Here is a 22265-nt window from a genome sequence, read left to right as displayed (position 1 = left end):
CCACCGAAGGAGACAAGACCGTGGAAATGATGCACACCACGATGCAGGACAGCCCGAGCCGCGAGGGAGGCGTAGCGGACATGGCGATGCGGGCCGGCAGCATGCGGCACGAGCCCATGGGAGGGGCGGCGCCGGGCACGCGGCGCGTGACGATCGTCGGCGCCGGCTTCTCCGGCACGCTCAGCGCCATCCGCCTGCTCCACTTCGCCGATGCGCCCCTTGAGATATGCCTGATAGAGCGGGAGGAAGGCTACCGCTACGGCGGTATCGCGTTCGGCCTGGCGTCCACCAACTGGGAGCACATGCTCAACATCCAGGCCGGCCGCATCACCCTGCGCCGCGAACGCCCGGAGGACTTCCTGGAGTGGGCCAACGAGGAGGCGGACCGCTCAGATTGGCCGCAGAAGTGGCAGTACCACACCTTCGGCGTGGCCTGCGTCGTGCCGCGGCGGATCTTCCGGCAGTACCTGGCCGAGCGGCTGCGCGACGCGGCCGCCGACGCCCACGCCGAGGTGAGCCTGCACGAGCTTTCCGGTGAGGTCATCGACGTGCGTCGGCAGGGCGACGGCTACGTCGTCAAGTACGCCGACGCCGCAGAGCAGGGCGGTGTGCACGACCTGTGGTCGGACCAGGTGATCCTGGCGACCGGTCATCTCTCGCCGGTGCAGGCGCCGTTCTACCACCGCATCCGGGACTGCGAGCGCTTCCTTGCCGACCCCTACGCCCCCGGTGCGCAGGAGTGGTTCCGGTCCGTCGGGGCCGAGGAGAGCGTCCTTGTCACGGGCTCCGCGCTGTCGGCCTTCGACACGGTGATCTCCCTCATCCACGCCGGCCACCGAGGACAGATCCTGATCTGCTCGCGCGGCGGCCACCTGCACGGCACCTACCCCGTCGACCACGAGCACGACATCTGGCAGGCCCGCCGGCCGCCCTTCCTCGACGCCAAGAAGCTCACCCCCGAAGCGGTGGTCGAGGGGATCAAGGCGGAGTACGCGCACCTGCGGGACGAGCACGCAGTGGAACCGGGCAGCGCCCTCGACGCCGTCTTCCCCGAGCGTGTCATGAAGGCATGGGAGCCGTACGTCATCGAGCTGATCTCCCGCATGGACGCCCGCGACGTACGGATGCTGCTCGACCGGTACAAGAGCCTGATCGTCACCAACCGCACCAGCACCGTGCGGGAGATCGGCGGCGTGGTGCGCAGCCGGATGCGCGGCTACCACGGCGCGCCGAAGACCGTCGACGTCCTGTCCGCCGGGATCCAGGACATGCGCCTCGTCGAGGACGGCACGAAGATCCGGGTGGTCTTCGCCGACCAGCCGGACATCGTCGTCGACCGCGTCGTCAACTGCCTGGGCAACCAGACCGACTACGAGCGCCCCGACCACCCCCTGTGGCACGGCCTGGTCAACGCACACGGCTACGCGCAGCCGCAGACCAAGACCCACCGGGGCATCGAGGTCGGCACCCACGGCGAGCTCATCTGCGCCGACGGCACGGCGGCCACGGGCCTGTTCGGTGTCGGCCCGATGCGCCAAGGCGATGAGACCACCCGCCGTGGCCGCCTCGGCGCGTTCGTGTTCAGCATCGGCACCCTGCGCAACCAGTGCTTCGACACGGCGATGGAGGTGCTGCGCCGCCTCGAATCCGCCAGCGACGAGGAGCAGATGGACATCCCTGACGGCATCCACCACTGCCTGATCCGCAGCAGCGACTGGATCGCCGCCGACCTCACTGCCGAGGAACCGCAGGCCACCCGCCTGCGCAAGCGCCTGCAGAGTTACGCACAGGACAACGCCTACCCCAACGCCGTCAACTACCTGCAGGCCCAGGACCGCACCGAACGCCGCAAGTACCGCGCCATCCTGGACGACGACCTGGCCGACTTCGGCGCCGCTCTGACCCGCGAGTTCGGCCTCACCGCGCCGCAGGCCCGGCGGACTGTCTCCCTGCTGGCCACGCTCGTGCAAAAGCACGCGGTCCACAATCTGTGCGACATCACCAAGCTGGCGGGCTGGGATTCCCAGTACGCCGAGCAGGTCAAGCACGCCCCGAAGAAGGGCGCGTGATGACAGAGCACAACGAACAGGAGCTGCTGAGCCGGCTGTTCATGGTCCGGCACGGCGAATCGACCTGCAATTCCGTCCACCGCATCGCCGGGCAGCGCGACGCGCCCCTGACCTTCCTCGGCCGGATCCAGGCCGAGAAGGTCGCCCAACGCCACCGCGGTCAGCGCTTCGACCGCGTCTACGTCTCCCCGCTCACCCGCGCCTTCGAGACCGCAGGCACCGTCTTCCGTCTCGACGCCCCCGGCACGGACCTCCCCGAGGTCGTGGTCGACGAACGCCTGATGGAGCGCGACTTCGGCAGCTACACGCTGGAGAGCAAGTCCATCCTCCAGCGCCGCCACGGCATCGCCGAGTACGAGCGGGCCATGAACGCCGACAGCCCGACCATGCACGGCGGCGAGACGTTCCAGGAGTTCAAGGACCGCGTGCACGCCTTCTACGAACAGGAGCTGCTGCCCGCGCTGCGGCGTGGGGAGACGGTGTGTGTGGTCTCGCACAAGTACGTCGTGGAACTGATCTGCCGGTTCATCCTGGACCGGCCGGCCGAGGACTCCTACGACCTGCGGCTGCCCAACTCGCAGATGCTGCAGGGCGACCGGATCCACAGCTATGTGAAGAACGAGAACGAGACCATGAACATGGTCTACGACTGGATCGTCGTCAACCATCCTATGGTCTTCTGCGCGGGCCTGGCGGCGGGCCTGCTCGCCAACCTGGCGGGTGCGCGGATCTCCGCCTCGCCCTATGTGCTGCTCCTGCTCCTGGTGCTGGCCAGCATTGTCACCATGTGCCGCATCGAGCTGGAGAACGCGCGCACGTTCGTCACCGACCGCGGCACGCTGAGGTCCGTCGCCCTGCGCTATCTCGCCCTGCCGATGGCCTTCGCGGCCCTGGTGCGCTGGTCGGCTGTGGGCAGCACGAGTACGGCGGCGATCGCCGCCGTGTTCCTCGCCACCCCCAGCTCCGTGGTGGCGATGACCGTCAGCCGCTGCCTCGGCGGGATGATCATGCCGACGTTCGCGCAGGTCCTGCTCTCCTCGCTGGCCGCGACCGTGTCGTTCTCCACCGTGCTCGCCCTGACCCTGCATGGAAACGTCGCCCCGGCCGTCGCCATCAGCGCCGCCACCTCCACCGGCGTCGTCACCGCGGTCTACCTCCTGGTCAAACGCCTGCGGGAACGCTCACCCATCCGCACGGCCAAATACGGCGAGCGCAACGGATATGTGGCGGTGCTGCTGCTGACCGCGTTCATCGTGCTGGTCTGCCTCAAGCTCGACCTGGACGGCTTCACCACCTACGCGCCCACCGCCGCAGGCATTGCTCTTGGCCTGCGCCTGGTCGCCGCCCTGCTCAAGCGCCGACGCCACGTCCAGACGCTCGACGACTACACCGCCATGACCTATCCGAACGTGTTCGTCGTGGTCATCATCGCCGCGCTGACCCACAACGGACCGCTGGAGCAGGTGGCGATCTGGACCCTGCTGCCGATGTTCCTCCTGTCGTTCTTCGACAGCTTCTACGCCCGCCACCTCGTCGTCGCCCCCGACGACCCGCGCTGGCCCGACGTACTTGGCCTCAAGGACCGTCCGTCGGCCGAGCAGCAGGCCACCGCCCCCGTCCGCGCCCTTGAAGACCCCGACGTCCGGCTTTCCGCGAGGAGTTGACCTTGTCCGCACCACCCGCTTCGCTGATACCCCGGCCGTTACTGTTCTGGACCGGTGTCGCCCTCACCTGCGCCGGCGTCGCCGAGCACCTGTGGATGTTCATCGACTCCGCATCCATGCACTTCCACATGTCCATGATGAACATGTCACCGGCGATCATGTGGGCGGCCATGGCCGCCATCGTCGCCGGCGTGGTGTTCTCCGGCATCGCGGTCATGCGACCGCGGACGGCACGGCCCGCTGCCGCCCCCGCTCCGCCCCAGATCACGGCGGCGAGCCGGCGCCGCCTCATCGTGATCCTGACCTTCGCCCTCCTGGTGGACCAGATGAAGCCGGCCACCCTGGCGTTCATCTCGCCGGGCCTGCGGGCGGAATACGGCCTCAGCGCGGCCGACGTCGCGTGGCTGCCCACGGTGGCGCTGACCGGCACCGTGCTCGGATCCCTCCTCTGGGGCCGTGCGGCCGACCGCATCGGACGTCGGGCCACCATCCTCGTCGCCTCCCTGCTCTTCCTCGGCACCACGGTGTGCGGCGCCATGCCGACCTACGGCGGCACCCTCGTCATGTGCGCCCTGATGGGCATGGCTGCCGGCGGCATGCTGCCCGTCGTCTACGCCCTGATGACCGAGAGCCTGCCGCCCGGCCGCCGCGCGGGCATCATGGTCCTGCAGGCCGGACTCACCACCACCGGCGGCTACATGGCCGCCTCCGGACTGGCCGCCCTCCTCATTCCGCTGGCGGGCTGGCGCGTGACCTGGTTCGCCCAGCTCCCGCTGGTCCTCATCCTGATCGCCCTGAACCGCTGGATCCCTGAATCCGCCGCGTTCACGGCCCGGCAGACACGAGCCAAGCAGGTGCCCGCCTCAACCTTGTTCAAGGGCCCGCAGCGGGCCAAGACGCTGGTGGTCAGCGCCTACGCACTGGCCTGGGGTCTGGTCTACTGGGGCTTCATCACCTTCCTGCCCGGCCAGCTGGAATCCTCCGGCCGGCACGGCATGTCCGCCGCCCCCCTGCTGTTCCTCTCATCGCTGCTCGCCATCCCCACCTGCGCGATCGGCGCCTGGCTCTACATGCGCTGGTCGGCCAGGGGCACCATGGTCGTCTACGCGGCCCTCACCGTCGGCGCGCTGCTGACGCTGGCCGCCGTCGGGCTGGACGGCAGCCGGCCCCTCCTGCTGGCCACCGTGATGCTGCTGTTCGCCGGCACCGCCGGTGTCATCGCGCTCATCGGCCCCTACACGGCCGAGATCTACCCCATGGCCATCCGGGGCACCGCCGGCGGATGGGCCGCGGCCATCGGCAAGTCCGGCGGAGCCTTCGGCCCGCCCCTCATCGCACTGATTCTTTCGGCACCGGGCGGCATCCGTACCGCCGCGGTGTCCGTCGCGCTCCCCATGGCCCTGGCAGGACTCGCCCTTGCCGTCCGCGGGAGCAGCCCGCAAGCGGCCGCCCAGACCCGTGAGGGCACCCCCACGCTCGACACCGAACTCGACCAGCTGGTCAGCAGCGAGACTGTTGCCGCCCAGGCGACGGCCTCAACGCCCGGTGCCGGCAAGGGAGGTGCGGCGCAATGACCGGGGGCGTCAACGGGATCGCACTCGCCGTCTTCGCCCTCTTCTTCCTGGCCGACACGGTCATGGGCCTCCTCGCCGCACGCCGGCGCAAGGCCGCCGACGAGCACACCCTGGACGACTGGGGCCTGGGCGGCCGCTCGTTGGACCAGGATCACCTGGTTCCTGCTCGGCGGTGACGTCCACACGGCCTACACCTTCGTCGCCGTGCCCGCGGCGATCCCCGGCATCGGCCAGACCGGCTACATCGGTCCGACCGCCTTCGTGCTCAATGCGGTCGTGACAGTGCTCCTCACCTTGGTCCTCAAGGCGGCCACGGCAGCCGAGGGCATGGATGCCACGTCCCCTGGGGACTACACAGCGGGTGCGTCAGAAGCAGAAGCCGTGCCCGCCCCCCTCCGGCCGGGCACTTCACCTGCGCCCCACCCCAGCTGAGCGCGTGATCCACGGACATCTACGCCGCCGCCCTGACACCGATCGACTCCAGGGCGGCGGCCACCGTCTTGCGCAGCGTCGCGGCGTCGGCACCGGCACGCGAGCGCAAATTGACGCCGTAGGCCAGAAGCGCCAGCAGATCGGCCGAGGCGTCGGGAGCGGCGCCGGCCGCAAGCTGCCCCCGACGCTCGGCGATGACGAGCGCCGCGTACATGGCGTCGCGCAGCTCACGGTGGTGCTGGTCCAGGACCGCGCGTACGTCCGGGTCGCTGTTCTCCGCCCCCGCGTACGCGTTGGAGACCATGCAGCCCCAGCGGGCGTACTCACCCGAGCAGCGGGCCTCGATCAGGCCGTCGAAGAACTCGGCAACGGCCGGCAGACCCCGCTCGTCCTCCGCCAGGCGCCGGAACATCGGCTGGGACCGCAGCTCCAGGTACCGGCGCAGCGCGGCCAGATAGAGCTCCTGCTTGCCGCCGAACGTGGCGTACAGGCTGGAACGGTTGAGCCCGGTCGCGGTCACCACGTCCTGGATCCCGGTCGAGGCCACGCCCTGCCGCCAGAACAGTCGCACCACGGTCTCCAAGGTGGCGTCCGGATCGAAGTGCTTGATGTCCGGCATGTTTCACCCCGCCATCCTGAAATAAGGATTCCAAGATACTCCCCGTTCAGTACGCCGCAAAGGTACTGACGGGAACAGACTGGGACAGGCCGCTCACCTGCGCGAGGCGTCCAGGTTCGTCCACGATTCACCCGCGACAGCGTCCAGCGCCGCGACCATGCCCCCATGAATCGCATACCAGCCCTCTGGGGCGCCGCCTACGGCTCGCGCACACCCCGCCTCCTCCGCTTCCTCGCCCGACGCGCGGTGCACCTCGCCGCCTTCGCCCGCGCCCTCGCCCTGGCCGACCACCGTCCGTTCACCAGCCTCTGACCGATGGGCGCCTCCGCACGGCTGGCGCGGGACCCTGCATACCCCTATCTTGGAACAATCGTTTCAAGATAAGCCCCGCTCCAGCCGCCAACCGGGAGGAACCAGCGCTATGACCACCCTGAACGCCGAACTGCGCACCTTCTACGAAGCCCGTCAGCAGCAAATCCCCGCCGAGATCAGGGAGATCATGCAGCGCGCCGGCCAGGAACTCGCCGACTCCGGCCAGGCCGACCGCGCTCTGACCGTCGGTGCGCAGGCCCCGCGCTTCAGCCTCCCCTCCGCGACCGGCCACACCCTGACCCTGGACGGCCTACTCGCCGACGGCCCGGTCATCCTGACTTTCTACCGCGGTGCCTGGTGCCCGTACTGCAACATCGCCCTGCGCGCCCTCCAGCGGCACCACGAGGCCATCACCACCCGCGGCGCCCGCCTGGTGGCCGTCTCCCCGCAGATCCCCGACGAGTCCCTCACCCTGTCCGAGAAGCACGACCTCGCCTTCGACGTCCTCAGCGACATCGGCTCCGACACCGCCAAGCAGTACGGCCTCGCCTTCGACCTCCCCGACGACCTCGCCACCGTCTACGACAAACTCGGCTTCGACCTCCAGCGCGTCAACCATGGCCACCCGCGCACCCTCCCGCTGCCCGCCACCTACGTCATCGACCGCGACGGAGTGATCCGCTGGGCCTTCGTCGACGCCGACTACACCACCCGCGCCGAACCGGCCGACATCCTCGCCGCCCTCGACGCGATGAGCTGACCGCGGGCAGCGAGCTGGGACCAGCGGTGGGTCGTCGCGGGGCTGATCCCGAAGAGATCGGCGACGACGATCGGCGGCAGGTCTGTGATGGCCTCCATCAGCGCGGTGTTGCCTGCGGCGCGTACGGGAAGGCCGCGTGGGCGGTGCCCGGCACGGCGACCGAGCCGACCGGCTACTGGATGAGCAACCTGCCTGCCACCACCCCGGTCGCCGATCTGGTGCGCTGGGCGAAGATGCGCTGGCGGATCGAGCACCCTGGCGCGGCTGGCACCACCACGTCCCCCTCGTCACCGCCGCCCGGGCCTTCCTCACCCTGCGGCGGCTCGACCCCAAAAGCCCAGATGCCGGCCTGACCCTCTACCAGGTCCTGCACCACCTGCGGCCGACCCCTGCCGACCAGCAGAACCAGAACCTAACGAAGCACTACTAGCTCCATGCAAGCACCGCGTCGGTCGGGAGGCAGGGGTGGCCCGGGGACCTGGCTCCGGTCCACTCCTGTCTGGGAGGCCTGTTACTGCCTGCCCCGCCTGAGAATGCCGGGCGGCATATTTTTACTCCTTTAGTTACGGGACTCCGGGATTCGACAAGTCAAGACACTGTCGCTTACTCATCGATTGGTCGGCTTCGGAGGCGTTGAACTTATCGCGAGTGTCATCCCGGGTCGGCATTTTCAGGCAACCGTGGAAGCCGGCGTCTCCCGCGGTCGTGGGACCGGAGATGAAGCATGCGGAACCCGGGTCGTCGGCCGGTAGCCAGTCCCCGCCCATGAGGACGGAACCGTGCGGCTAGATGTCGAAAGGTCCCGGAAAGTCGGGGCGATTCTGCGAGCAAGCCACCACGCGCACCTCACGGTCCGTGTCGTTCACAGCCGATGACGGCGCCGGATGCCTGGGTGGTGGTGCGGCCGAAGGCGTCGTACACCGTGCCCGTGGTCTCCAGGCGGTCTGCGCTGTCGTACGTGTACGACGTCGTCGTCTCGCCGGTCGATGTGCAGGCCGCGCCCACGTCGGCGGTCACCGTGGCCAGTGCGTGCGGTTGCTGTTGTTGTCGAAGGAGTAGTCGCGGCGCGTGCAGGCGCCGGTCGGGTCGGTGTCGTCCGCCCGCGTGAGGCGTCCGGCCGCGTCGTAGCTGTAACTACGGCTGCGGGTCTGCCCGTTTGTGTCCGCGTCCGTGACTGTCTGGTCCTGCACCGAGTGGTCCACCTCGTCGGAGGCCACGACGGTGCCGTCGCTGTCCTGGATGTAGACCCGGGAGGTCGTGACTCCGGTCTCGTCCTGCCCGATGGTCAGCGTGTAGCCGCCCGGCAGGGCCTCGGTGGGCAGGTCGCCGTCCGCGTTGTAGGTGGCGGCGAAGGTGCCGGCGACCGAGTCGGTGCGTGAGGTCTCCACACCGCGCGGGTCCTTGGACGTGTCGTAGGTGTAGGTAGTGCTGGAGGGGGCGGAGTCGGTGGTCTTCACCACGCGGCCGAGTGCGTCGTACTGCGTGCTCGCCGTGTTGCCGGTGCCATCGTTGTAGGTGAGCTCCCTGCCGAGTTGGTCGTAGGTGTGGGTGATGGTCTGCCCGTGGGAGGTGACCGTGGCCACGTCACCGCTGTCGGCGTCGTACGTGGTGGTGGTGTCGGGTACCGCGGTGCCCACGCCGCCGCTGACGGAGGTGGTCTTGAGCCGCCCTGCGCTGTCGTAGGTGTCGGTGGTGGTGCGGGTGACCGAGTTCGCGATCTCGGTCGTCTTGGCGGTGTTGCCCCACCGGTCGTACTCGATGGTCTTGGTGGGCAGATCCGTCGGGTTGGATCCGCCGCCGGTGACGGTGGCGGCCGGGCCGGTGGAGCAGACCAGGTCGGCCCATTCCGGCTTGCCGTTGCAGGCACCGGTGCCGGTGGCGGAGTAGTAGGTGGTCACCGTGGCGCCGGCGTCCGAGCCGGACGACTTGGGCAGGGTGGACTTGGTGACCCGGCCCTGCGAGTCGTACGACGTGGTGGTCTTCAGCGCGAGACCGGACGGATCGGTTGTCGTGGCCGTGGGCAGGCCCTTGCCGGCGGCACCACGCTGGTCGGCCTCATGCGTGAGAGGCGGGGTGCTTGAGTATCTGCCGCTTGCGCTGTCCCAAGCTGCCGCCTTTCTCATCGAGACCGGGATGGGTTGTGGCGGCTACCGGGCTCTGGGAGGGGTCGTGCGCGGCCGTCTGCGGCCAGGTGGACCTTGGTGCTCAGTCCGCCGCGGGAGCGTCCGGGCGCGTGATCGGCGGGCTCGCCGGAGTGGGAAGCCCCTTTTTGCTTGCTCCGCAAGCGTGTTGGTGGGCCCGGACGACCGTGGAGTCCACAGACACCGTCCAGGCGAGGTCGTCGTCGGCGTCCGCCGCCGCCAGGACCGCTGCGAGGATCCTCTCCCAGGTGCCATCGAGGGCCCACCTGATCAGCCGCTTGCGAGCGGTCTGGAACGAGCCGAGCTCGTCGGGCAGGTCTCGCCAGGGCGAGTGGGTGCGGTACTTCCACGCGATGGCCTCAGAAGTGCGGCGGTGGTCGGCCCATCGCCGCCCGCGGACCGGATCGGCAGGCACCAGCGGCTCGATCCGGTCCCGCATCGCATCGGTGATCACTACTCGACAGCGTGACCCGCACCTTCCGTGATCTGGAGGTGACGACCGTCTGGGAGCAGATGGACCTCGACGACGGCAGTATCTCGACCGCGATCCGTGACAACGACGGAAATCTCATCAACGTCTTCCAGCAAGGGGCGAGCCCGGTCGGCTGACACGGCGAACCGGTCAACCTGGCCGCCGAGCCAGATTCAGCCGCTCCGGACGTAGGCGATGAGCCGGCCCTCTCGTGCTGCCGATTCGCAGCGCCGGTTCCCCGCAGTTTCCGTGGCAGTGCTGCCGTTCACCGGAGTGCGAGCCGTCGCCAACTCCGCGCCGTCGCTAACTCCGCGCGAACTCAAGCAGGTCCTTGTTGAAGATCTCGGCGTACTTGGGCACCATCGCGAGGCCGTGAGGCGCGCCCTCGTAGACCTTGTACTGCGCGTCCTCGACGATCTTGGATGATTTGGCGCCCGCGGAGACGATGGGCACGATCTGGTCGTCGTCGCCATGCACGATCAGTGTCGGCACATCGACCTTCTTCAGATCCTCGGTCGTGTCCGTCTCGGAGAACGCCTTGATGCAGTCGTAGGCGCCCTTGATGCCGACCGTCATGCTCCAGAGCCAGAACTCGTCACGCGTTCCCTGGGAGACGGTCGAGCCCTCACGGTTGGCACCGTAGAACGGGGCACTGAGGTCCTTGTAGTACTGCGAACGGTCCGTGAGCACACCCTGGCGGATCTCGTCGAACACCTCGATCGGCAGGCCCTCAGGGTTGGCTTCCGTCTTCAGCATCAGCGGCGGGATCGCGCCCAGCAGGACCAGCTTGGCGACCCGTGACGTGCCGTGCCGGCCGATGTAACGGGTGACTTCGCCGCCGCCGGTGGAGTGCCCGACCAGAATGACGTCGTGCAGGTCCTCGGCTTCGATGACCGCGGCCAGGTCGTCGGCGTACGTGTCGAGGTTGTTGCCGTCCCAGGGCTGACCGGAGCGGCCGCCACCGCGCCGGTCGTGAGCGATGGCGCGGAATCCGTTGTCCACCATGAGCTTCATCTGGGGGTCCCAGGCGTCGGCGGTGAGCGGCCAGCCGTGGGAGAAGAGCACGGGCTGGCCCGAGCCCCAGTCCTTGTAGAAGATCTGCGTGCCGTCCTTGGCGGTGGCGAAGGGCATGGATGCACTCCTCTCGATGTCCGCTCGCGGGCCCCTGACGTCACGCCCATTCGGGGTTGACGCGAAAGCGGCGAGGCATGAGGTCAACGTTAAGTGCAGGGCAGCGATTCAGCGCGTCCGGAACCACCGCTTCGGTACGGGTGGGACGGTCTCTGCCTGACAGGCGAGGAAGTGGTCTGTCTCGTACGGTGGTCCTTGCGGTCAGGAGAATTCGCCGGTTACGCCACCCGAGGGAACTCCGGGCACAGTCACCCACCCGCCCTGGACCTCACCACCGGTGGCGGGAGGCAGCCAGGTGGTCACGGGTCGTTGCTGCTCGTTCTGTGACACGTGGAGGGCAGGACATGGGATCCGACGTTGACGTGCTGGTCGTCGGCGCTGGTCCAGCGGGGTTGCTGCTCGCAGGTGACCTGGCCGAGGCCGGAGTGCGCTGCACCGTGGTGGAACGGCGAGCAGGGGAATCCCAGCTGACCCGCGCATTCGCCGTTCACGTCCGAACGATGGAGCAACTGGACGCCCGCGGCCTGGCCGACGACGTGCTTCTGACCGGCCTGCGCAACCCGATCTTGCAATTTCTGCGGATCGATCTGTCGCACCTGCCGACCCGTTACCCCCACGTGCTCGTGACGCCCCAGTACAACACCGAGCGACTCCTCCTGTCCCGCGCCCTGACACACGGCGTGAACATCATGCGGGCCCACGAAGTGACCGGCGTCCAACGCATCGGTCGGTCTGGAAGAAATCAAAGACGTCGCCCGCCAGGCGCTCGGCAGCGACTTCGGCATGCACGACCCCCGCTGGCTCTCCAGATTCCACAGCGACGAACGCCAGTCACCCCGCTACCGGGTAGGCCGGGTATTCCTCGTCGGCGACGCCGCCCACGTCCATTCCCCGGCCGGTGGCATGGGCCTCAACACCAGCATCCAGGACTCCGCGAACCTGAGCTGGAAACTCGCAGCCGTTCAGCGTGGGCGCGCACCAGACACCCTGCTCGACAGCTGTCAGAACGAACGGCACCCGGTGGGACGACGGGTCCTGCGGATGAGCGGGGCACTGCTCCGCGGCGTCCTCACCACACCACGGGCACTGTGCGGCCTTCGTGACCTGTCAGCGCGTACGGTGCTGCAAACCCCACCAGTGGCCCGACGACTGGCCATGGCAATCTCGGGAATCGACATTTCCTACGCCGCCCCGGTCGGCGCGCATCCCCTTGTCGGGAAGCGGGCACCTGACGTCCCCCTCAGCGACGGACGCAGACTCTACGAAGCCCTCCGCAAGCGACGGCTCGTCCTTGTCACACCGCACGACACGGAGCACTTCCCCTCACTGATCACGGAGTGGGCCGGAGAGGTGGAGATCGTATCCCCGAAGGACGCCACCAAAAAGAGCGTTCTGGTCAGACCAGACGCCTATATCGCATGGGCCACCTCGGACGAGTCACCCGAACATCGCATCGACGCGGCCCGCAGAGCATTGACCGAATGGTGCGGCCCACAAGGCACCGGCTCCGCAGCCTCCTCACCGCACTGAGGTCACGACCGGAACTGTTGCGGCCACGTCCTCGGGGCCGGCCGAACGCTCAAGCAGCACCAACGTTTCCGCCGGGGCACCCTCGTAATCATGGACGGAAGACCACCTCTACTCCGCCAAACACCAGATCGTGCCCGACGCAACAGCACTTTGGTCGTCGCCGTCGGCCGGCCGGTGCCCGGCAACCGCAACGGCTGCAAGGCTGGGATGAGTCGTCCAGGGACGCGGCCTTATCGAAGGTGGCCAGGGTGTGTTCGATGGCAGTCCCGCCGTCCTGCCGCATAGCAAGACCCCTCCTGCCCCTTCTCGCAACCTTGACGACGTGGTCCGAATGGGTCCGTCACTTCGCGGGGCGTGGCAGCACGGCGAGTGCGGTGCTGGCGATGTCCGTCAGCATCTCCTCGTCGGCTCCGGCCTTGCCCAGTGCTTCGATGCCGCGCAGAACGGCGAGTACCAGCGCGGCCAGCTGTCCGGGGTCCGCGTTCGCGTCGAGGTCGCCATGGCGCTGACAGGCGGCGATGTCGTCCTTCAGCAGTGCGTGGAGCGCTTCGATGGCCGTATGCGCACGGTCGGCCACGGTCTTGTCGTGTTCGGCCAGCTCGGCGGTGCCCTTGGCCAGCAGGCATCCGCGCTGGGCGGTGTCCGCTGCGGTGGCCGCGGACACCGCGTGTATGTGGGCGGACAGGCGTGTGTACGCGTTCTCGTCGTCGTCGCAGTGCAACTGCTGGGCCGTGGCCTCGACGACCGAGGTGCAGTAGTCGTCGAACACACGGTGGAAGAGGTCCTGCTTGCCGCCGAACGCGCCGTACAGGCTGCCTTTGCCGAGGCCGGTCGCGGCGGCGATGTCGTCCATGCTCGTGCCCGCGTACCCGCCGGCCCAGAACCGCTCTCGCACGGTCGCCAGTACCTGCTGTTCGTCGAATTTCCGAGGGCGCGCCATGAACGTCACTCTACGCTTTCTTGACCGCTTCGTCCATAACGGTTAGTGTTATGGACGAAGCGGTCAAGAACTATCGAGGAGTCGCGCGTCATGACGGAAGTACTCGCAGGCAAGGTGGCCGTGGTCACCGGGGCGAACAGCGGCATCGGACTGGCCACGGCGCGGCGGTTCGCCGCCGAAGGCGCCCATGTGATCATCACCGGCCGGCGCCAGGACGCGCTGGACGCGGCCGCCGCCGAGATCGGACCCAACGTCACCGCCGTCCGCGGAGACGTAGCCAGCCCGGCCGACCTCGACCGGCTGTTCTCGGTCATCGCCGAGCAGGGCCGCCGTATCGACGTGCTCTTCGCGAACGCGGGGGGCGGAGAATTCGCAACGCTGGAGCAGGTGACGGAGCAGCACTTCGACGACACCTTCAACATCAACGTCCGCGGGACGCTCTTCACCGTCCAGAAGGCACTCCCGCTTCTCAACGACGGCGCCTCGGTGATCCTGACCGGATCCACCGCCGCCACCACCGGCGGAGAGGCGTTCGGCGTCTACGCCGCCTCCAAAGCCGCGATCCGCTCCTTCTCCCGCACCTGGGCCAACGAACTGCGCGGCCGCGGCATCCGTGTCAACACCCTGGTGCCCGGACCGATCAAGACCCCGGGAATCACCGGCCTCGCGCCCAACGAGGAAGAAGCCAAGTCGCTCCGCGCCTTCTTCGCGCAGCAGGTTCCCCTCGGTCGCATGGGCGAGCCCGCCGAAGCAGCCGCCGCCGCACTCTTCCTCGCATCCGACCAGAGCAGCTTCGTCACCGGTGCCGAGCTCTACGTCGACGGTGGACTGAACCAGATTTGAGTGATCCCCCATTCCGCAGCGGGGAGGGGCGAGAGACCCCCGCCTGCAGGAAGACAGGATTCGCCTGCCGCGTGACCCTGCCGTACCGGGCGTACACGCACCGACCACTCGCAAGGCCGTCCGGAGATCTCGGCCTCCTCGGCGGTCTCCGCGATTCAGGCGTGGTCCCGGGAACCGAGCACCGTGGTGGTACTGACGGCTGTGACGGCGCTGGCGCCCTGCTCCTTGTCAGGACGACCACTGCATGCTCTGCGAGGCCACACGCTCAGCAAACCGCTCCCTCAATATCGGCGACCGGTGGATGGCCCGCTCGATCTCGCCAGAACGGGTGCACAGCGACCGGTCGCCGAGCACGCCTGTGAGTCGCTGCTTCCGGCGCACTGGTGCCCATCGGAGCCACGGCATGGAGTGCGCCCACAGGGCCTCGACCGAGCGGGTGCCTTGCGGCGTGCCGGAGAGTGACCTGTCGCGTCCGTCCGCAGGTGCCTTCTAGCCTCGTCGGCATGCTGGGGCTTCCTGCACATGTCCGTGCCTGCCTGTTCGATCTCGACGGGGTGCTCACCCAGACCGCGAAGGTGCACGCGGCTGCCTGGAAGGAGATGTTCGACGGGTATCTCCGCGAACGCGCGACGCGCGAGGGGACCGGGTTCGTGCCGTTCGACGCGGCTGGCGACTACGACGAGTATGTGGACGGCCGTCCCCGGGAGGACGGCGTGCGTACGTTCCTCGCCGCACGCGGGGTGCACCTGCCCGAGGGATCGCAGGACGACCCGCCGGACGCGGAGACGGTGAACGGCCTGGGCCACCGGAAAAATGAGCTGGTCCTGCGGCGCATCCGCGAGGAAGGCGTGGCACCCTACGACGGCTCGGTCCGCTTCGTGCACGCGGCGCGGGCGGCGGGCTTGCGCTGCGCGGTGGTGTCGTCGAGCGCGAACACGCGGGATGTCCTGCGAGCGGCCGGCATCGAGGACCTGTTCGACGAGCGGATCGACGGGGTGGTCGCCCACGAACGCCGGCTGCGGGGCAAGCCCGCCCCGGACACCTACCTGGAGGCCGCCCGAGGGCTGGAGACGGATCCTGGGCAGGCCGCGGTGTTCGAAGACGCCCTCGCCGGCGTCGAGGCCGGGCGGGCGGGACGGTTCGGCGTGGTCGTGGGTGTCGACCGGGTCGGCCAGGCGGAGCAACTGCGAGCCCATGGTGCCGATGTGGTGGTCCGTGACCTGGCGGAGCTCCTGGAGGAACGGTGATCACCCATCCCAGCTTCACGGTCGAGCCGTGGTGTCTGCGTGAGACCGAGCTGAACCTGGACGTGCTCGCGCAGAGCGAATCGGTCTTCGCCCTCTCCAACGGGCACGTCGGGTGGCGCGGCAACCTCGAGGAGGGAGAGCCCCACGGACTGCCCGGCGCATACCTCAACGGCGTCCACGAACGGCATCCGCTCCCCTACGCCGAAGCGGGCTACGGATATCCCGAGTCCGGCCAAACGATGATCAACGTCACCGACGGCAAGATCTTCCGTCTACTGGTCGACGATCACCCGTACGATCTGCGCTACGGCCGACTGGTCGCGCACGAGCGGGTGCTGGACTTCCGCTCGGGCATCCTCAGCCGCACCGCGCGATGGACTTCACCCGGCGGTCGTACGGTGCGGATCTCCTCGCGGCGGCTCGTGTCCTTCACGCAGCGCTCGGTGGCCGCAGTGGTCTACGAAGTGGAGCCGGTCGACGGACCGACCACGGTGGCCGTACAGTCCGAGCTCGTCGCCAACGCGCAACTGCCGCGGATCCAGGGCGATCCGCGCGTGGCCGCGGCAATCGAGTCACCGCTGCTGACCGAGGAGTAGTTCAGAAACTCGGCGGTCTGCTTGGCGTTCATGAACTGGGTGGGCATGCAAGATCCTCAAGGTCACATGGGCGAGAAGGCCCGAGCCTCTGCTGCGAACCACGGTTTGCCGAGGCAGTGCATCGAGTGGTAGGTAAACACGCCCTTGCGAGCGCAAGCATCTGAGCTCAGGCGCCAGAAGTTCCGGTCTTGGGTGTGCAGCAGTGCCCGGGCGCCGCGTGGAGCGAGGTACTCAACGGGGTCCTCTTGCCGGCTGTCTTCGGTCGGCCAATCGCTGGCCGCCCCTTTTTCGCGCTCGCGCTCGCGCACGGTGACGTCACTTGCGCCCACCCTCGATTCGACCCCGGAGGGCGCGCACGGATCGAGACTCAGCGGCAGATGAGTCGGGCTGCAAGCTGGCTTCTTATCGGCTTGCACTGGCTGAAGTCGACCCCAGATGGTGTGCACTGAAGCGTGGTTCCTGGCGAAGGCGGTCATGCGAGACATGGGAGCTGGAGCCGTCTCTTGTAGTGGTGGCATCCTCCGGAAGGACGTCTGTCAATGTGAGGTGCCATGAGAAGTTGGACAGAGGAATCCCGGGAGAAAGCGACGGCCTCCCCACATCCTTCACACCGACGGCTCGTCGTACTCTGCTCTGTCCGTGGACGGCCAGTCGAATGCAGTACGCGGGACAGGCTTCCGGCCCGCGTACAAGTACCAGGTGAAGCTGGCAGCGACCGCGTCGGCCGGGTGAGCGCGATGCCCCGGTGATCGGCGCCGACATGGCCAGCACCACCGTTCGGCGTGGATGGGGGCGATCGGCCGATCGCCTACATCGCTTTCGCCGTCAGCGCGGCAGCGCCTGCGAGTTGACCCTCACCCTACGGTGCGAAACCAGGCTCTGGCCGTACTTCGTGGTCGTACACGGTGACGGGTATCTGCCCGGTAGTACGTTCTCCCCGCCCGGTTCCGCCTCCGCCACACCGCGGCCTGGAGACTGCCGGTGTCACCCGAGGACAGGCGCCGGAGGGCGGCGGACGCCTCTGCATCGGAGGCGGCCGGGCCACCGCATCCGAGTCTCCTGCTCCGATGCGTCGTGTCCGGGCGGAGGCCACGAAACCCTGAAGCTGCCTTCCGTGTGCTCGTCGCGGCGGTGGAACTCCGCGGAGTCGGGCACGCCGATCCGCAGAGGCCCACTGCCGGTACGGTTCCCCATGCCCCGATGACGGGAGGGGGACCAACCCCCGCGCGGAGAATGCGCTCACTCACCCATATTCTTCTCGGCCGGAACATCGGCGACGGGGAAGTTCTGGTGGAACACGTTGTCGGGGTCGATCTGCTTCTTGATGTCACGGAGCCGTTGGAGCGTCGTGCCGGGGAAAGCCTCGGCGAGTCGTTCCGGCGTGAAGGCCGACTCGAAGCTGAGGTACAGACCGTCGAGCGAAGGGTGCACCGCTGCCCAGGCGTCGTCGAATTCCCGAGACGCGTACGGTGCCACGGCCGTGATCGAGAAATTCTGGTGCCGATGGGCATAGGCCGTGGCGTCGGCCGGCACATCGTTGATGGCGCCTCCCACGGAACGGATCTGCAGCAGCTCGCCGAACCCGGCACGGGCCAGCCCTTCGAGCCGCTCGCTGAGTTCTCCGTCGAGGTGGACGGCCAGGCCGCTGTGTGTGCGGCCACTCTGCTGTCCCCGGTGGGGAGTCCGTGTCGCGGCCACCACGTCGGCATACGGCAGGAGTTCCGCGTGGCGTCCGACTACCGGCGCGACACTCAGGAAGGGGGCCAGGTCACGTCCGGCCGCTGTCGGATCGTCCCCGGCATGGACCACGGTTGCCAGGGCGAACCCGCCATCCATGATGTAGAGGAAGGCGGAGATCTGCCGGGGGGCGGCTTCCACCGCCTCTCCCCAGGCACGCAAGAAGGGCGCGAGGCGGTCAGTTCGGTACTGAAGAGTCGCCCGGGCGACGACAGGTGTACGGGAGGCGCGGAACTCCAGGGAGGTGACGATGCCAAGATTGGCACCGGCCCCGCGAACGGCCCAGAAGAGATCCGGTTGCCGTTCACCGTCGAGCGTGAGGACGCTGCCGTCGGCGGTGACGATCTCCACTGCCGTGACGCGGTCGATGGTCAGTCCGTGTGCTCGGCCCATCAGCCCGATGCCGCCGGCGGTCGCCAGGCCGCCGACGCCGACATCCCCGGAGTCGCCCGAGCTGATGGCCAGTCCCCAGGGATACAGTGCCGCGGCGACCTCGCCCCAGCGGGCGCCGGGACCGATGCGGACGAGATCGCTGCCGGGGCTGACCCGCTCTACGGTGTCGAGCCTGCTCAGATCGATGACGGTGCCGTGCTCATTGGTGGAAATGCTGCTGATCCCGTGCCCACCACTGCGGATGGACAAGGGACCTTCCGAATCACGGGCAAAATCGAGCGCCTCCGCCACTTCTGCCGTCGACCGCGGCAGCACCACCGCCGCCGGGGCACCGGTGGCGGTGTAGACGTGCCTCAGATCCGCATGGCGCGGGTCGCCGGGGCGGACGATGTCGAGCATGGTGGATGCCTTACTGGGCGGGTTGAGGAGGCGGGAGGAGGGCCGGCGGTGGGGGCGGCGAAGTAGTTCAGCGCCTCGGCGGACGCTGAGGTTCCCGCATCCGGCGGCTGCTGCTCCGGCAATCCACCTGCCATATCAGGCGGATTACCCTCTGCTGATGCGTCAGCGAACGCACCTCTGGGCCCGGCGCCCGCGGGCGTCACTTCACGAGTTGCGGGTAAAGGGTCTCGATGTCCGCGGCCAGCCCCGCCTTGACGCGCCGGGACAGGTCGTCGGCGAGCACTTCGTACACTCCGGACTCGACCCCGTCGATGGCGAGCGCGGCGACGTCCTTCGGGCTGGACTTCGCCGCGTCGACGCCTGCTGCCATGTCGGTGTCGACGTAACCGACGTGCAGACCTGTCACATCGATACCGCGCGGCTTCAGCTCCAGCCGCAGGGAGTTCGTCTGCGACCACAGGGCCGCCTTGGACGCACTGTAGGAACCGGCGACACCGATCCAGGAGAGGACGGAATGGACGTTGAGAACGTGGCCGCCGCCGTTGGCCTCGATGATCGGAACGAAGGCACGGGCGACCTGCAAGGGGCCGTAGAAGTTCGTCTCGAACTCGCGCCGGATGTCCTCGATCGGCGAGGTGAGGAACGACGCCTGCACCGAGACGCCCGCGTTGTTGATGAGTACGGTGACGTCCCGCGCCTGCTGGGCTGCTGCGGCCACCGATGCGGGATCGGTGACCTCCAACGCCAGCGGCACGACGTCCGGGTTGGTCACCGAGCGAGGGTCCCGTGCCGTGGCGTACACCTTGGCCGCGCCACGCGCCAGTACTTCTTCGACCAGCGAGCGTCCCAGTCCGCGGCCGCCGCCGGTGACAAGTACCACTGCCTTTTCGAGCGATGTCATGTCCAGCTCCTCAGGAGAACTCGTCGTCCCCGAAATCCCAACCGACCGTCATGGTGGCACACGTATGACACTGATACGTAGAGGCGACGCACACGTCATGAGACATGTGCTTGGCAGGTTCGTCAAGCTACCGCATACGTATATAGGCATCTGCGGGCAGGCCGCGTCCCTTCCGTGCGACGTGCGAGGTCTGGCGGCGCCACACGGGTGCGAGATGCCCTCAGCGCAGAAAGTCCAGGACCTCCCGCGCAAACTCTTCGTGGTGCTGGAACAGGAAGCCGTGTCCGGAGTCCGGGTATATGCGCACGCGGGCGTTGGGCAGTGAGTTTCCGAGGAGTTGGAGTGCGGGGGGCGGGATGACCAGGTCGTTGTCGCCGCCCGCGACGAGTGCCGGCTGCTCGATCGCGTCGAGTCTGTGCAGCGCGTCCTGATCGGGCACGCCCCATTCGAGTATGGCCTCGTACTGGGCTTCCCGGGCGTCCGCACTCACCGGCAGATCTCGGTCGTGCTCCCGTTCCATGGAGCGTCCGAGGAGTTCCAAGCCGCTGCGCTGACTGGACTCGGTGTGGTTGAAGAAGGTGTACAGATAGTCCTGGGCCCCTGGCTGGTCGAAGTTGACGTGGGCGAGGACGTCGTCCCGCAGTCCGTGGATGCCCGGGGCGCCGCGAGGGGCGGTTGCCGCGAGGACGAGCCGACGTACGGCGGTCGGCTGGATCAGGGCCAGCTCCTGGGCTGTGTAGCCGCCCATGGAGAACCCGAGCACGTCCATGTGCCGCACTCCGAGGGCCTGGAGGAAATCCATGGTGTCGAGGGCGGTGTTCCGGATGGTCCGGGGAGTGCTGCCGTTGCTCAGCCCGACGCCGGCGTTGTCGAAGGCGATGACATCGCGTTCCGTGGCCAGTGCGTCCACCAGAGCGGGATCCCAGCTGTCCAGTGTGCCGCGGAAGTGCTGGAGAAGAAGCAGCGGAGGCTGTGCGTCCCTGGGACCGCACCGGCGGTAGGCATAGGTGATGCCGTGGGCCGCTCCGACCTTGCGGTTCGGCGTCTCTATGTACATGTGGGCTCCTGCGCCGGTGAAGTGCTCAGGGGCAAGCGGTGAGCACATGGACCACGTCGAGTCTGACGCCGTCCCGGGCGCCGGCCATCAGCCAATTGACTGTACGCGGCTCTTGCAGGCGGTGGAGCGCGGGCGATTTTACGCAGTCACGGTTTCGGAGCGGGCGTGTCGGCCCTCCGGGCGTGCCGAGTCTCCGCGCCGTACGGGCAGGACCGGAAAGGGCCAAGACTGGCCGGCCGCCGACGACGAAGGTGCGCCCCGGCCGCTCTGCAGGTCTCTGCCCGGCCGGGGTCAGCGCTCGCCCGGAACGGCACCGCGCGATGTGACCGGGGTGTACATGACCGACCGGTCCTGCTTGTGACGCTGGACGAGGCCCTTCGCGACGAGTCCCTCCAGAGTGTTGCGCACGACCTGGGGGGTGGGGACCCTGTCGGGATGTGCCTTGATCAGCTCTTCGCGCAGCTCCTGCGCCAGGCGCGGCCTGTCGTGCTTCTTGACCAGGTCCAGCAGAAGGTCTCCGAGGAGAGGGCGCCGCGCGGCACGTCCCCGGGGTGCCTTGTCCTTGCGCGATGACCCACGCACGGCGGCTCCGGCCGCGCGCGGATGCGACGTGGACTTCTCCTTGGCGTCCGTGCTCGGTGCCTTCTCCGGCTCAGTGGCCCGAGCCTGCTCCGGCACAGTGGTGGAGTGCTCCGCGAGGTTCAGGATGTCCAGGAGGAGCTTCTCCTCCTGGCGCAGAGCGTCGAGCTGACGCTGCAGCTCTTTCTGCTGCCGGTGGTTGTCCTCCAGGTCGGACGCGGCCTGCTCCATGTATCGCGACCGAACCGTGGCGGCGGCTGACTTGGTGGGCACAGCCTTCACTCCCTTGCATGTGGATGACCTGGGCATAGTACTCAGGAATGCCCACATGTGACGAGCGGGAGGAAGACATGCGACTGCGACCGCGGGTGACACGTGGCGGGTCCGGGACCGGCGCACCTCGTCAGGCGGGCGGAAGGGGGACCCTGGTGAGAGTGTCCCAGTCCAGCAGCGCGTCCTCCTCACCGGCGGGCACGAGTTCATAGGTGTGTTCCAGCCACCGGTGCACTTCGGTCAGGTCGGCCGCAAGGGTCGCCCTTCCCCGTGGGCGCTCCAGTCTCAGGTACAGCAGGGGAGTGGCGGACTGTGCGCGTGAGGGCCAGACCCTGAAGTCGCCGTCTCCGCTGAGGCCTTTGACGCCGGCGCTGAGGACATCGCGCCCCACCACCCAGGTGACGGGGGTGCCCGCGGACACGCGAAGCTCAAGGTGCACGGCGAGTGGATCGTCGGCGCCGTACCGGAACGTACATTCGACCGTGCTGTCTTCTGGCGGCGCCGACAGGAGGTGGAGGCTGGTGCTCAGCTCCGAGAGCGGCGTCCGCGCGCCGTTGCTGCGGTCGAGTCTGTCAGTCATGCGCACGGTGCCCTTT

20 protein-coding genes and 5 pseudogenes are annotated in these 22265 nt (G+C 68.3%); 13 read left to right on the top strand and 12 right to left on the bottom strand.

The annotated features are described in order from the left end of the window. Positions 1-26 precede the first annotated feature (26 nt). The 4 genes and pseudogenes from AB0G52_RS26355 to AB0G52_RS26340 form a co-directional block, all read left to right on the top strand. On the top strand, positions 27-2069 hold the full coding sequence (locus tag AB0G52_RS26355; protein ID WP_361339247.1) for an FAD/NAD(P)-binding protein: 2043 nt from the start codon (positions 27-29) through the stop codon (positions 2067-2069). Beyond that, entirely contained in the window at positions 2069-3733 is a 1665-nt protein-coding gene (locus tag AB0G52_RS26350; RefSeq protein ID WP_361339194.1) for a histidine phosphatase family protein, read from the top strand. Before AB0G52_RS26355 ends, AB0G52_RS26350 begins: the two co-directional genes overlap by 1 nt. A gap of 2 nt (positions 3734-3735) precedes the next feature. Next, positions 3736-5307, top strand: coding sequence for an MFS transporter (locus tag AB0G52_RS26345; protein WP_361339191.1), 1572 nt, complete (start codon positions 3736-3738; stop codon positions 5305-5307). After that, positions 5304-5526, top strand: a pseudogene (locus AB0G52_RS26340) (sodium:solute symporter); the annotation flags it as partial. The gene AB0G52_RS26345 and the pseudogene AB0G52_RS26340, both read left to right, overlap by 4 nt. Before the next feature lie 232 nt (positions 5527-5758). On the opposite strand, the gene AB0G52_RS26335 reads toward AB0G52_RS26340, so the two are convergent. After that, positions 5759-6358 (bottom strand): TetR/AcrR family transcriptional regulator, encoded by a 600-nt coding sequence (locus tag AB0G52_RS26335; protein ID WP_361339188.1) that lies wholly within the window; start codon positions 6356-6358, stop codon positions 5759-5761. A gap of 165 nt (positions 6359-6523) precedes the next feature. Here AB0G52_RS26335 and AB0G52_RS26330 point away from each other — a divergent pair, with 165 nt between their 5' ends. From AB0G52_RS26330 to AB0G52_RS26320, 3 genes and pseudogenes are all read left to right on the top strand, one after another. After that, positions 6524-6670 carry a hypothetical protein gene (locus tag AB0G52_RS26330; protein WP_361339185.1) on the top strand — a complete coding sequence of 49 codons (147 nt, stop codon included), beginning with the start codon at positions 6524-6526 and terminating at the stop codon, positions 6668-6670. A gap of 109 nt (positions 6671-6779) precedes the next feature. Continuing rightward, the gene (locus tag AB0G52_RS26325) at positions 6780-7430 is read left to right on the top strand and encodes a peroxiredoxin-like family protein (RefSeq protein WP_361339182.1); all 651 of its coding nucleotides are present in this window, start codon (positions 6780-6782) and stop codon (positions 7428-7430) included. Between the two features lie 164 nt (positions 7431-7594). Continuing rightward, positions 7595-7846 (top strand): annotated as a pseudogene (locus AB0G52_RS26320) (hypothetical protein); the annotation flags it as partial. A 430-nt stretch (positions 7847-8276) separates the two neighbouring features. Here AB0G52_RS26320 and AB0G52_RS26315 read toward each other — a convergent pair. From AB0G52_RS26315 to AB0G52_RS26305, 3 genes and pseudogenes are all read right to left on the bottom strand, one after another. Next, entirely contained in the window at positions 8277-8447 is a 171-nt protein-coding gene (locus tag AB0G52_RS26315; RefSeq protein ID WP_165939303.1) for a hypothetical protein, read from the bottom strand. Further along, on the bottom strand, positions 8444-9553 hold the full coding sequence (locus AB0G52_RS26310) for a hypothetical protein (protein WP_361339179.1): 1110 nt from the start codon (positions 9551-9553) through the stop codon (positions 8444-8446). The genes AB0G52_RS26315 and AB0G52_RS26310 overlap by 4 nt, the downstream gene beginning before the upstream one ends. Positions 9554-9591: 38 nt before the next feature. Further along, positions 9592-10010: pseudogene (locus tag AB0G52_RS26305) on the bottom strand (IS5 family transposase); the annotation flags it as partial. Between the two features lie 26 nt (positions 10011-10036). Between AB0G52_RS26305 and AB0G52_RS26300 the strand changes: the two are divergent. Then, positions 10037-10180: a hypothetical protein gene (locus AB0G52_RS26300; protein WP_361339176.1), complete on the top strand. Its 144-nt coding sequence runs from the start codon at positions 10037-10039 to the stop codon at positions 10178-10180. A gap of 166 nt (positions 10181-10346) precedes the next feature. Here AB0G52_RS26300 and AB0G52_RS26295 read toward each other — a convergent pair whose 3' ends face one another. Continuing rightward, complete coding sequence (locus AB0G52_RS26295) at positions 10347-11174, bottom strand: alpha/beta hydrolase (protein ID WP_361339173.1); 828 nt, start codon at positions 11172-11174, stop codon at positions 10347-10349. Positions 11175-11251: 77 nt separating this feature from the next. On the opposite strand from AB0G52_RS26295, the pseudogene AB0G52_RS26290 reads away from it, so the two are divergent. Continuing rightward, a pseudogene (locus AB0G52_RS26290) lies at positions 11252-11848 on the top strand (FAD-dependent monooxygenase); the annotation flags it as partial. Positions 11849-11957: 109 nt separating this feature from the next. Continuing rightward, a complete protein-coding gene (locus AB0G52_RS26285) occupies positions 11958-12704 on the top strand; it encodes an FAD-dependent monooxygenase (RefSeq protein WP_361339170.1) in 747 nt (248 codons plus the stop codon). Between the two features lie 340 nt (positions 12705-13044). Here AB0G52_RS26285 and AB0G52_RS26280 read toward each other — a convergent pair whose 3' ends face one another. Beyond that, on the bottom strand, positions 13045-13644 hold the full coding sequence (locus AB0G52_RS26280; RefSeq protein ID WP_361339167.1) for a TetR/AcrR family transcriptional regulator: 600 nt from the start codon (positions 13642-13644) through the stop codon (positions 13045-13047). A 90-nt stretch (positions 13645-13734) separates the two neighbouring features. Here AB0G52_RS26280 and AB0G52_RS26275 point away from each other — a divergent pair, with 90 nt between their 5' ends. The 3 genes and pseudogenes from AB0G52_RS26275 to AB0G52_RS26265 form a co-directional block, all read left to right on the top strand. Beyond that, positions 13735-14487 carry an SDR family oxidoreductase gene (locus AB0G52_RS26275; RefSeq protein WP_361339164.1) on the top strand — a complete coding sequence of 251 codons (753 nt, stop codon included), beginning with the start codon at positions 13735-13737 and terminating at the stop codon, positions 14485-14487. Positions 14488-14990: 503 nt separating this feature from the next. Next, the gene (locus tag AB0G52_RS26270; RefSeq protein WP_361339161.1) at positions 14991-15734 is read left to right on the top strand and encodes a beta-phosphoglucomutase family hydrolase; all 744 of its coding nucleotides are present in this window, start codon (positions 14991-14993) and stop codon (positions 15732-15734) included. Beyond that, positions 15731-16327: pseudogene (locus AB0G52_RS26265) on the top strand (family 65 glycosyl hydrolase); the annotation flags it as partial. The gene AB0G52_RS26270 and the pseudogene AB0G52_RS26265, both read left to right, overlap by 4 nt. 65 nt (positions 16328-16392) lie before the next feature. Here AB0G52_RS26265 and AB0G52_RS26260 read toward each other — a convergent pair. The 6 genes from AB0G52_RS26260 to AB0G52_RS26235 all read right to left on the bottom strand — a co-directional run bounded on the left by AB0G52_RS26260 (position 16393) and on the right by AB0G52_RS26235 (position 22249). Next, complete coding sequence (locus AB0G52_RS26260) at positions 16393-16806, bottom strand: hypothetical protein (RefSeq protein WP_361339158.1); 414 nt, start codon at positions 16804-16806, stop codon at positions 16393-16395. Positions 16807-17569: 763 nt separating this feature from the next. Next, positions 17570-18859, bottom strand: a complete 1290-nt coding sequence (locus AB0G52_RS26255) for an FAD-binding oxidoreductase (RefSeq protein WP_361339155.1) — start codon at positions 18857-18859, stop codon at positions 17570-17572. A 199-nt stretch (positions 18860-19058) separates the two neighbouring features. Beyond that, complete coding sequence (locus AB0G52_RS26250; protein ID WP_132892600.1) at positions 19059-19760, bottom strand: SDR family oxidoreductase; 702 nt, start codon at positions 19758-19760, stop codon at positions 19059-19061. Positions 19761-19980: 220 nt separating this feature from the next. Next, on the bottom strand, positions 19981-20817 hold the full coding sequence (locus AB0G52_RS26245) for an alpha/beta hydrolase (RefSeq protein ID WP_361339151.1): 837 nt from the start codon (positions 20815-20817) through the stop codon (positions 19981-19983). A 291-nt stretch (positions 20818-21108) separates the two neighbouring features. After that, positions 21109-21627: a BlaI/MecI/CopY family transcriptional regulator gene (locus AB0G52_RS26240; RefSeq protein ID WP_132892629.1), complete on the bottom strand. Its 519-nt coding sequence runs from the start codon at positions 21625-21627 to the stop codon at positions 21109-21111. A 172-nt stretch (positions 21628-21799) separates the two neighbouring features. Next, the gene (locus tag AB0G52_RS26235; protein WP_132892596.1) at positions 21800-22249 is read right to left on the bottom strand and encodes an SsgA family sporulation/cell division regulator; all 450 of its coding nucleotides are present in this window, start codon (positions 22247-22249) and stop codon (positions 21800-21802) included. Positions 22250-22265 lie beyond the last annotated feature (16 nt).

The organism is Streptomyces sp. NPDC021562, assembly GCF_040640875.1.
GTDB lineage: Bacteria > Actinomycetota > Actinomycetes > Streptomycetales > Streptomycetaceae > Streptomyces.
The sequence above is the reverse complement of the archived record's forward strand: the minus strand, read 5'-3'. Positions and strand labels throughout refer to the sequence as shown.

What these genes read in the sequence shown, in the direction of transcription:
- AB0G52_RS26275 (WP_361339164.1), top strand. Translation starts at nt 13,735, where the DNA reads ATGACGGAAGTACTCGCAGGCAAGGTGGCCGTGGTCACCGGGGCGAAC.
- AB0G52_RS26245 (WP_361339151.1), bottom strand. Translation starts at nt 20,817, where the DNA reads ATGTACATAGAGACGCCGAACCGCAAGGTCGGAGCGGCCCACGGCATC.
- AB0G52_RS26270 (WP_361339161.1), top strand. Translation starts at nt 14,991, where the DNA reads ATGCTGGGGCTTCCTGCACATGTCCGTGCCTGCCTGTTCGATCTCGAC.
- AB0G52_RS26235 (WP_132892596.1), bottom strand. Translation starts at nt 22,249, where the DNA reads ATGACTGACAGACTCGACCGCAGCAACGGCGCGCGGACGCCGCTCTCG.
- AB0G52_RS26355 (WP_361339247.1), top strand. Translation starts at nt 27, where the DNA reads ATGATGCACACCACGATGCAGGACAGCCCGAGCCGCGAGGGAGGCGTA.
- AB0G52_RS26280 (WP_361339167.1), bottom strand. Translation starts at nt 13,644, where the DNA reads ATGGCGCGCCCTCGGAAATTCGACGAACAGCAGGTACTGGCGACCGTG.
- AB0G52_RS26260 (WP_361339158.1), bottom strand. Translation starts at nt 16,806, where the DNA reads ATGACCGCCTTCGCCAGGAACCACGCTTCAGTGCACACCATCTGGGGT.
- AB0G52_RS26330 (WP_361339185.1), top strand. Translation starts at nt 6,524, where the DNA reads ATGAATCGCATACCAGCCCTCTGGGGCGCCGCCTACGGCTCGCGCACA.
- AB0G52_RS26240 (WP_132892629.1), bottom strand. Translation starts at nt 21,627, where the DNA reads ATGGAGCAGGCCGCGTCCGACCTGGAGGACAACCACCGGCAGCAGAAA.
- AB0G52_RS26350 (WP_361339194.1), top strand. Translation starts at nt 2,069, where the DNA reads ATGACAGAGCACAACGAACAGGAGCTGCTGAGCCGGCTGTTCATGGTC.
- AB0G52_RS26310 (WP_361339179.1), bottom strand. Translation starts at nt 9,553, where the DNA reads ATGAGAAAGGCGGCAGCTTGGGACAGCGCAAGCGGCAGATACTCAAGC.
- AB0G52_RS26285 (WP_361339170.1), top strand. Translation starts at nt 11,958, where the DNA reads ATGCACGACCCCCGCTGGCTCTCCAGATTCCACAGCGACGAACGCCAG.
- AB0G52_RS26335 (WP_361339188.1), bottom strand. Translation starts at nt 6,358, where the DNA reads ATGCCGGACATCAAGCACTTCGATCCGGACGCCACCTTGGAGACCGTG.
- AB0G52_RS26295 (WP_361339173.1), bottom strand. Translation starts at nt 11,174, where the DNA reads ATGCCCTTCGCCACCGCCAAGGACGGCACGCAGATCTTCTACAAGGAC.
- AB0G52_RS26255 (WP_361339155.1), bottom strand. Translation starts at nt 18,859, where the DNA reads ATGCTCGACATCGTCCGCCCCGGCGACCCGCGCCATGCGGATCTGAGG.
- AB0G52_RS26325 (WP_361339182.1), top strand. Translation starts at nt 6,780, where the DNA reads ATGACCACCCTGAACGCCGAACTGCGCACCTTCTACGAAGCCCGTCAG.
- AB0G52_RS26250 (WP_132892600.1), bottom strand. Translation starts at nt 19,760, where the DNA reads ATGACATCGCTCGAAAAGGCAGTGGTACTTGTCACCGGCGGCGGCCGC.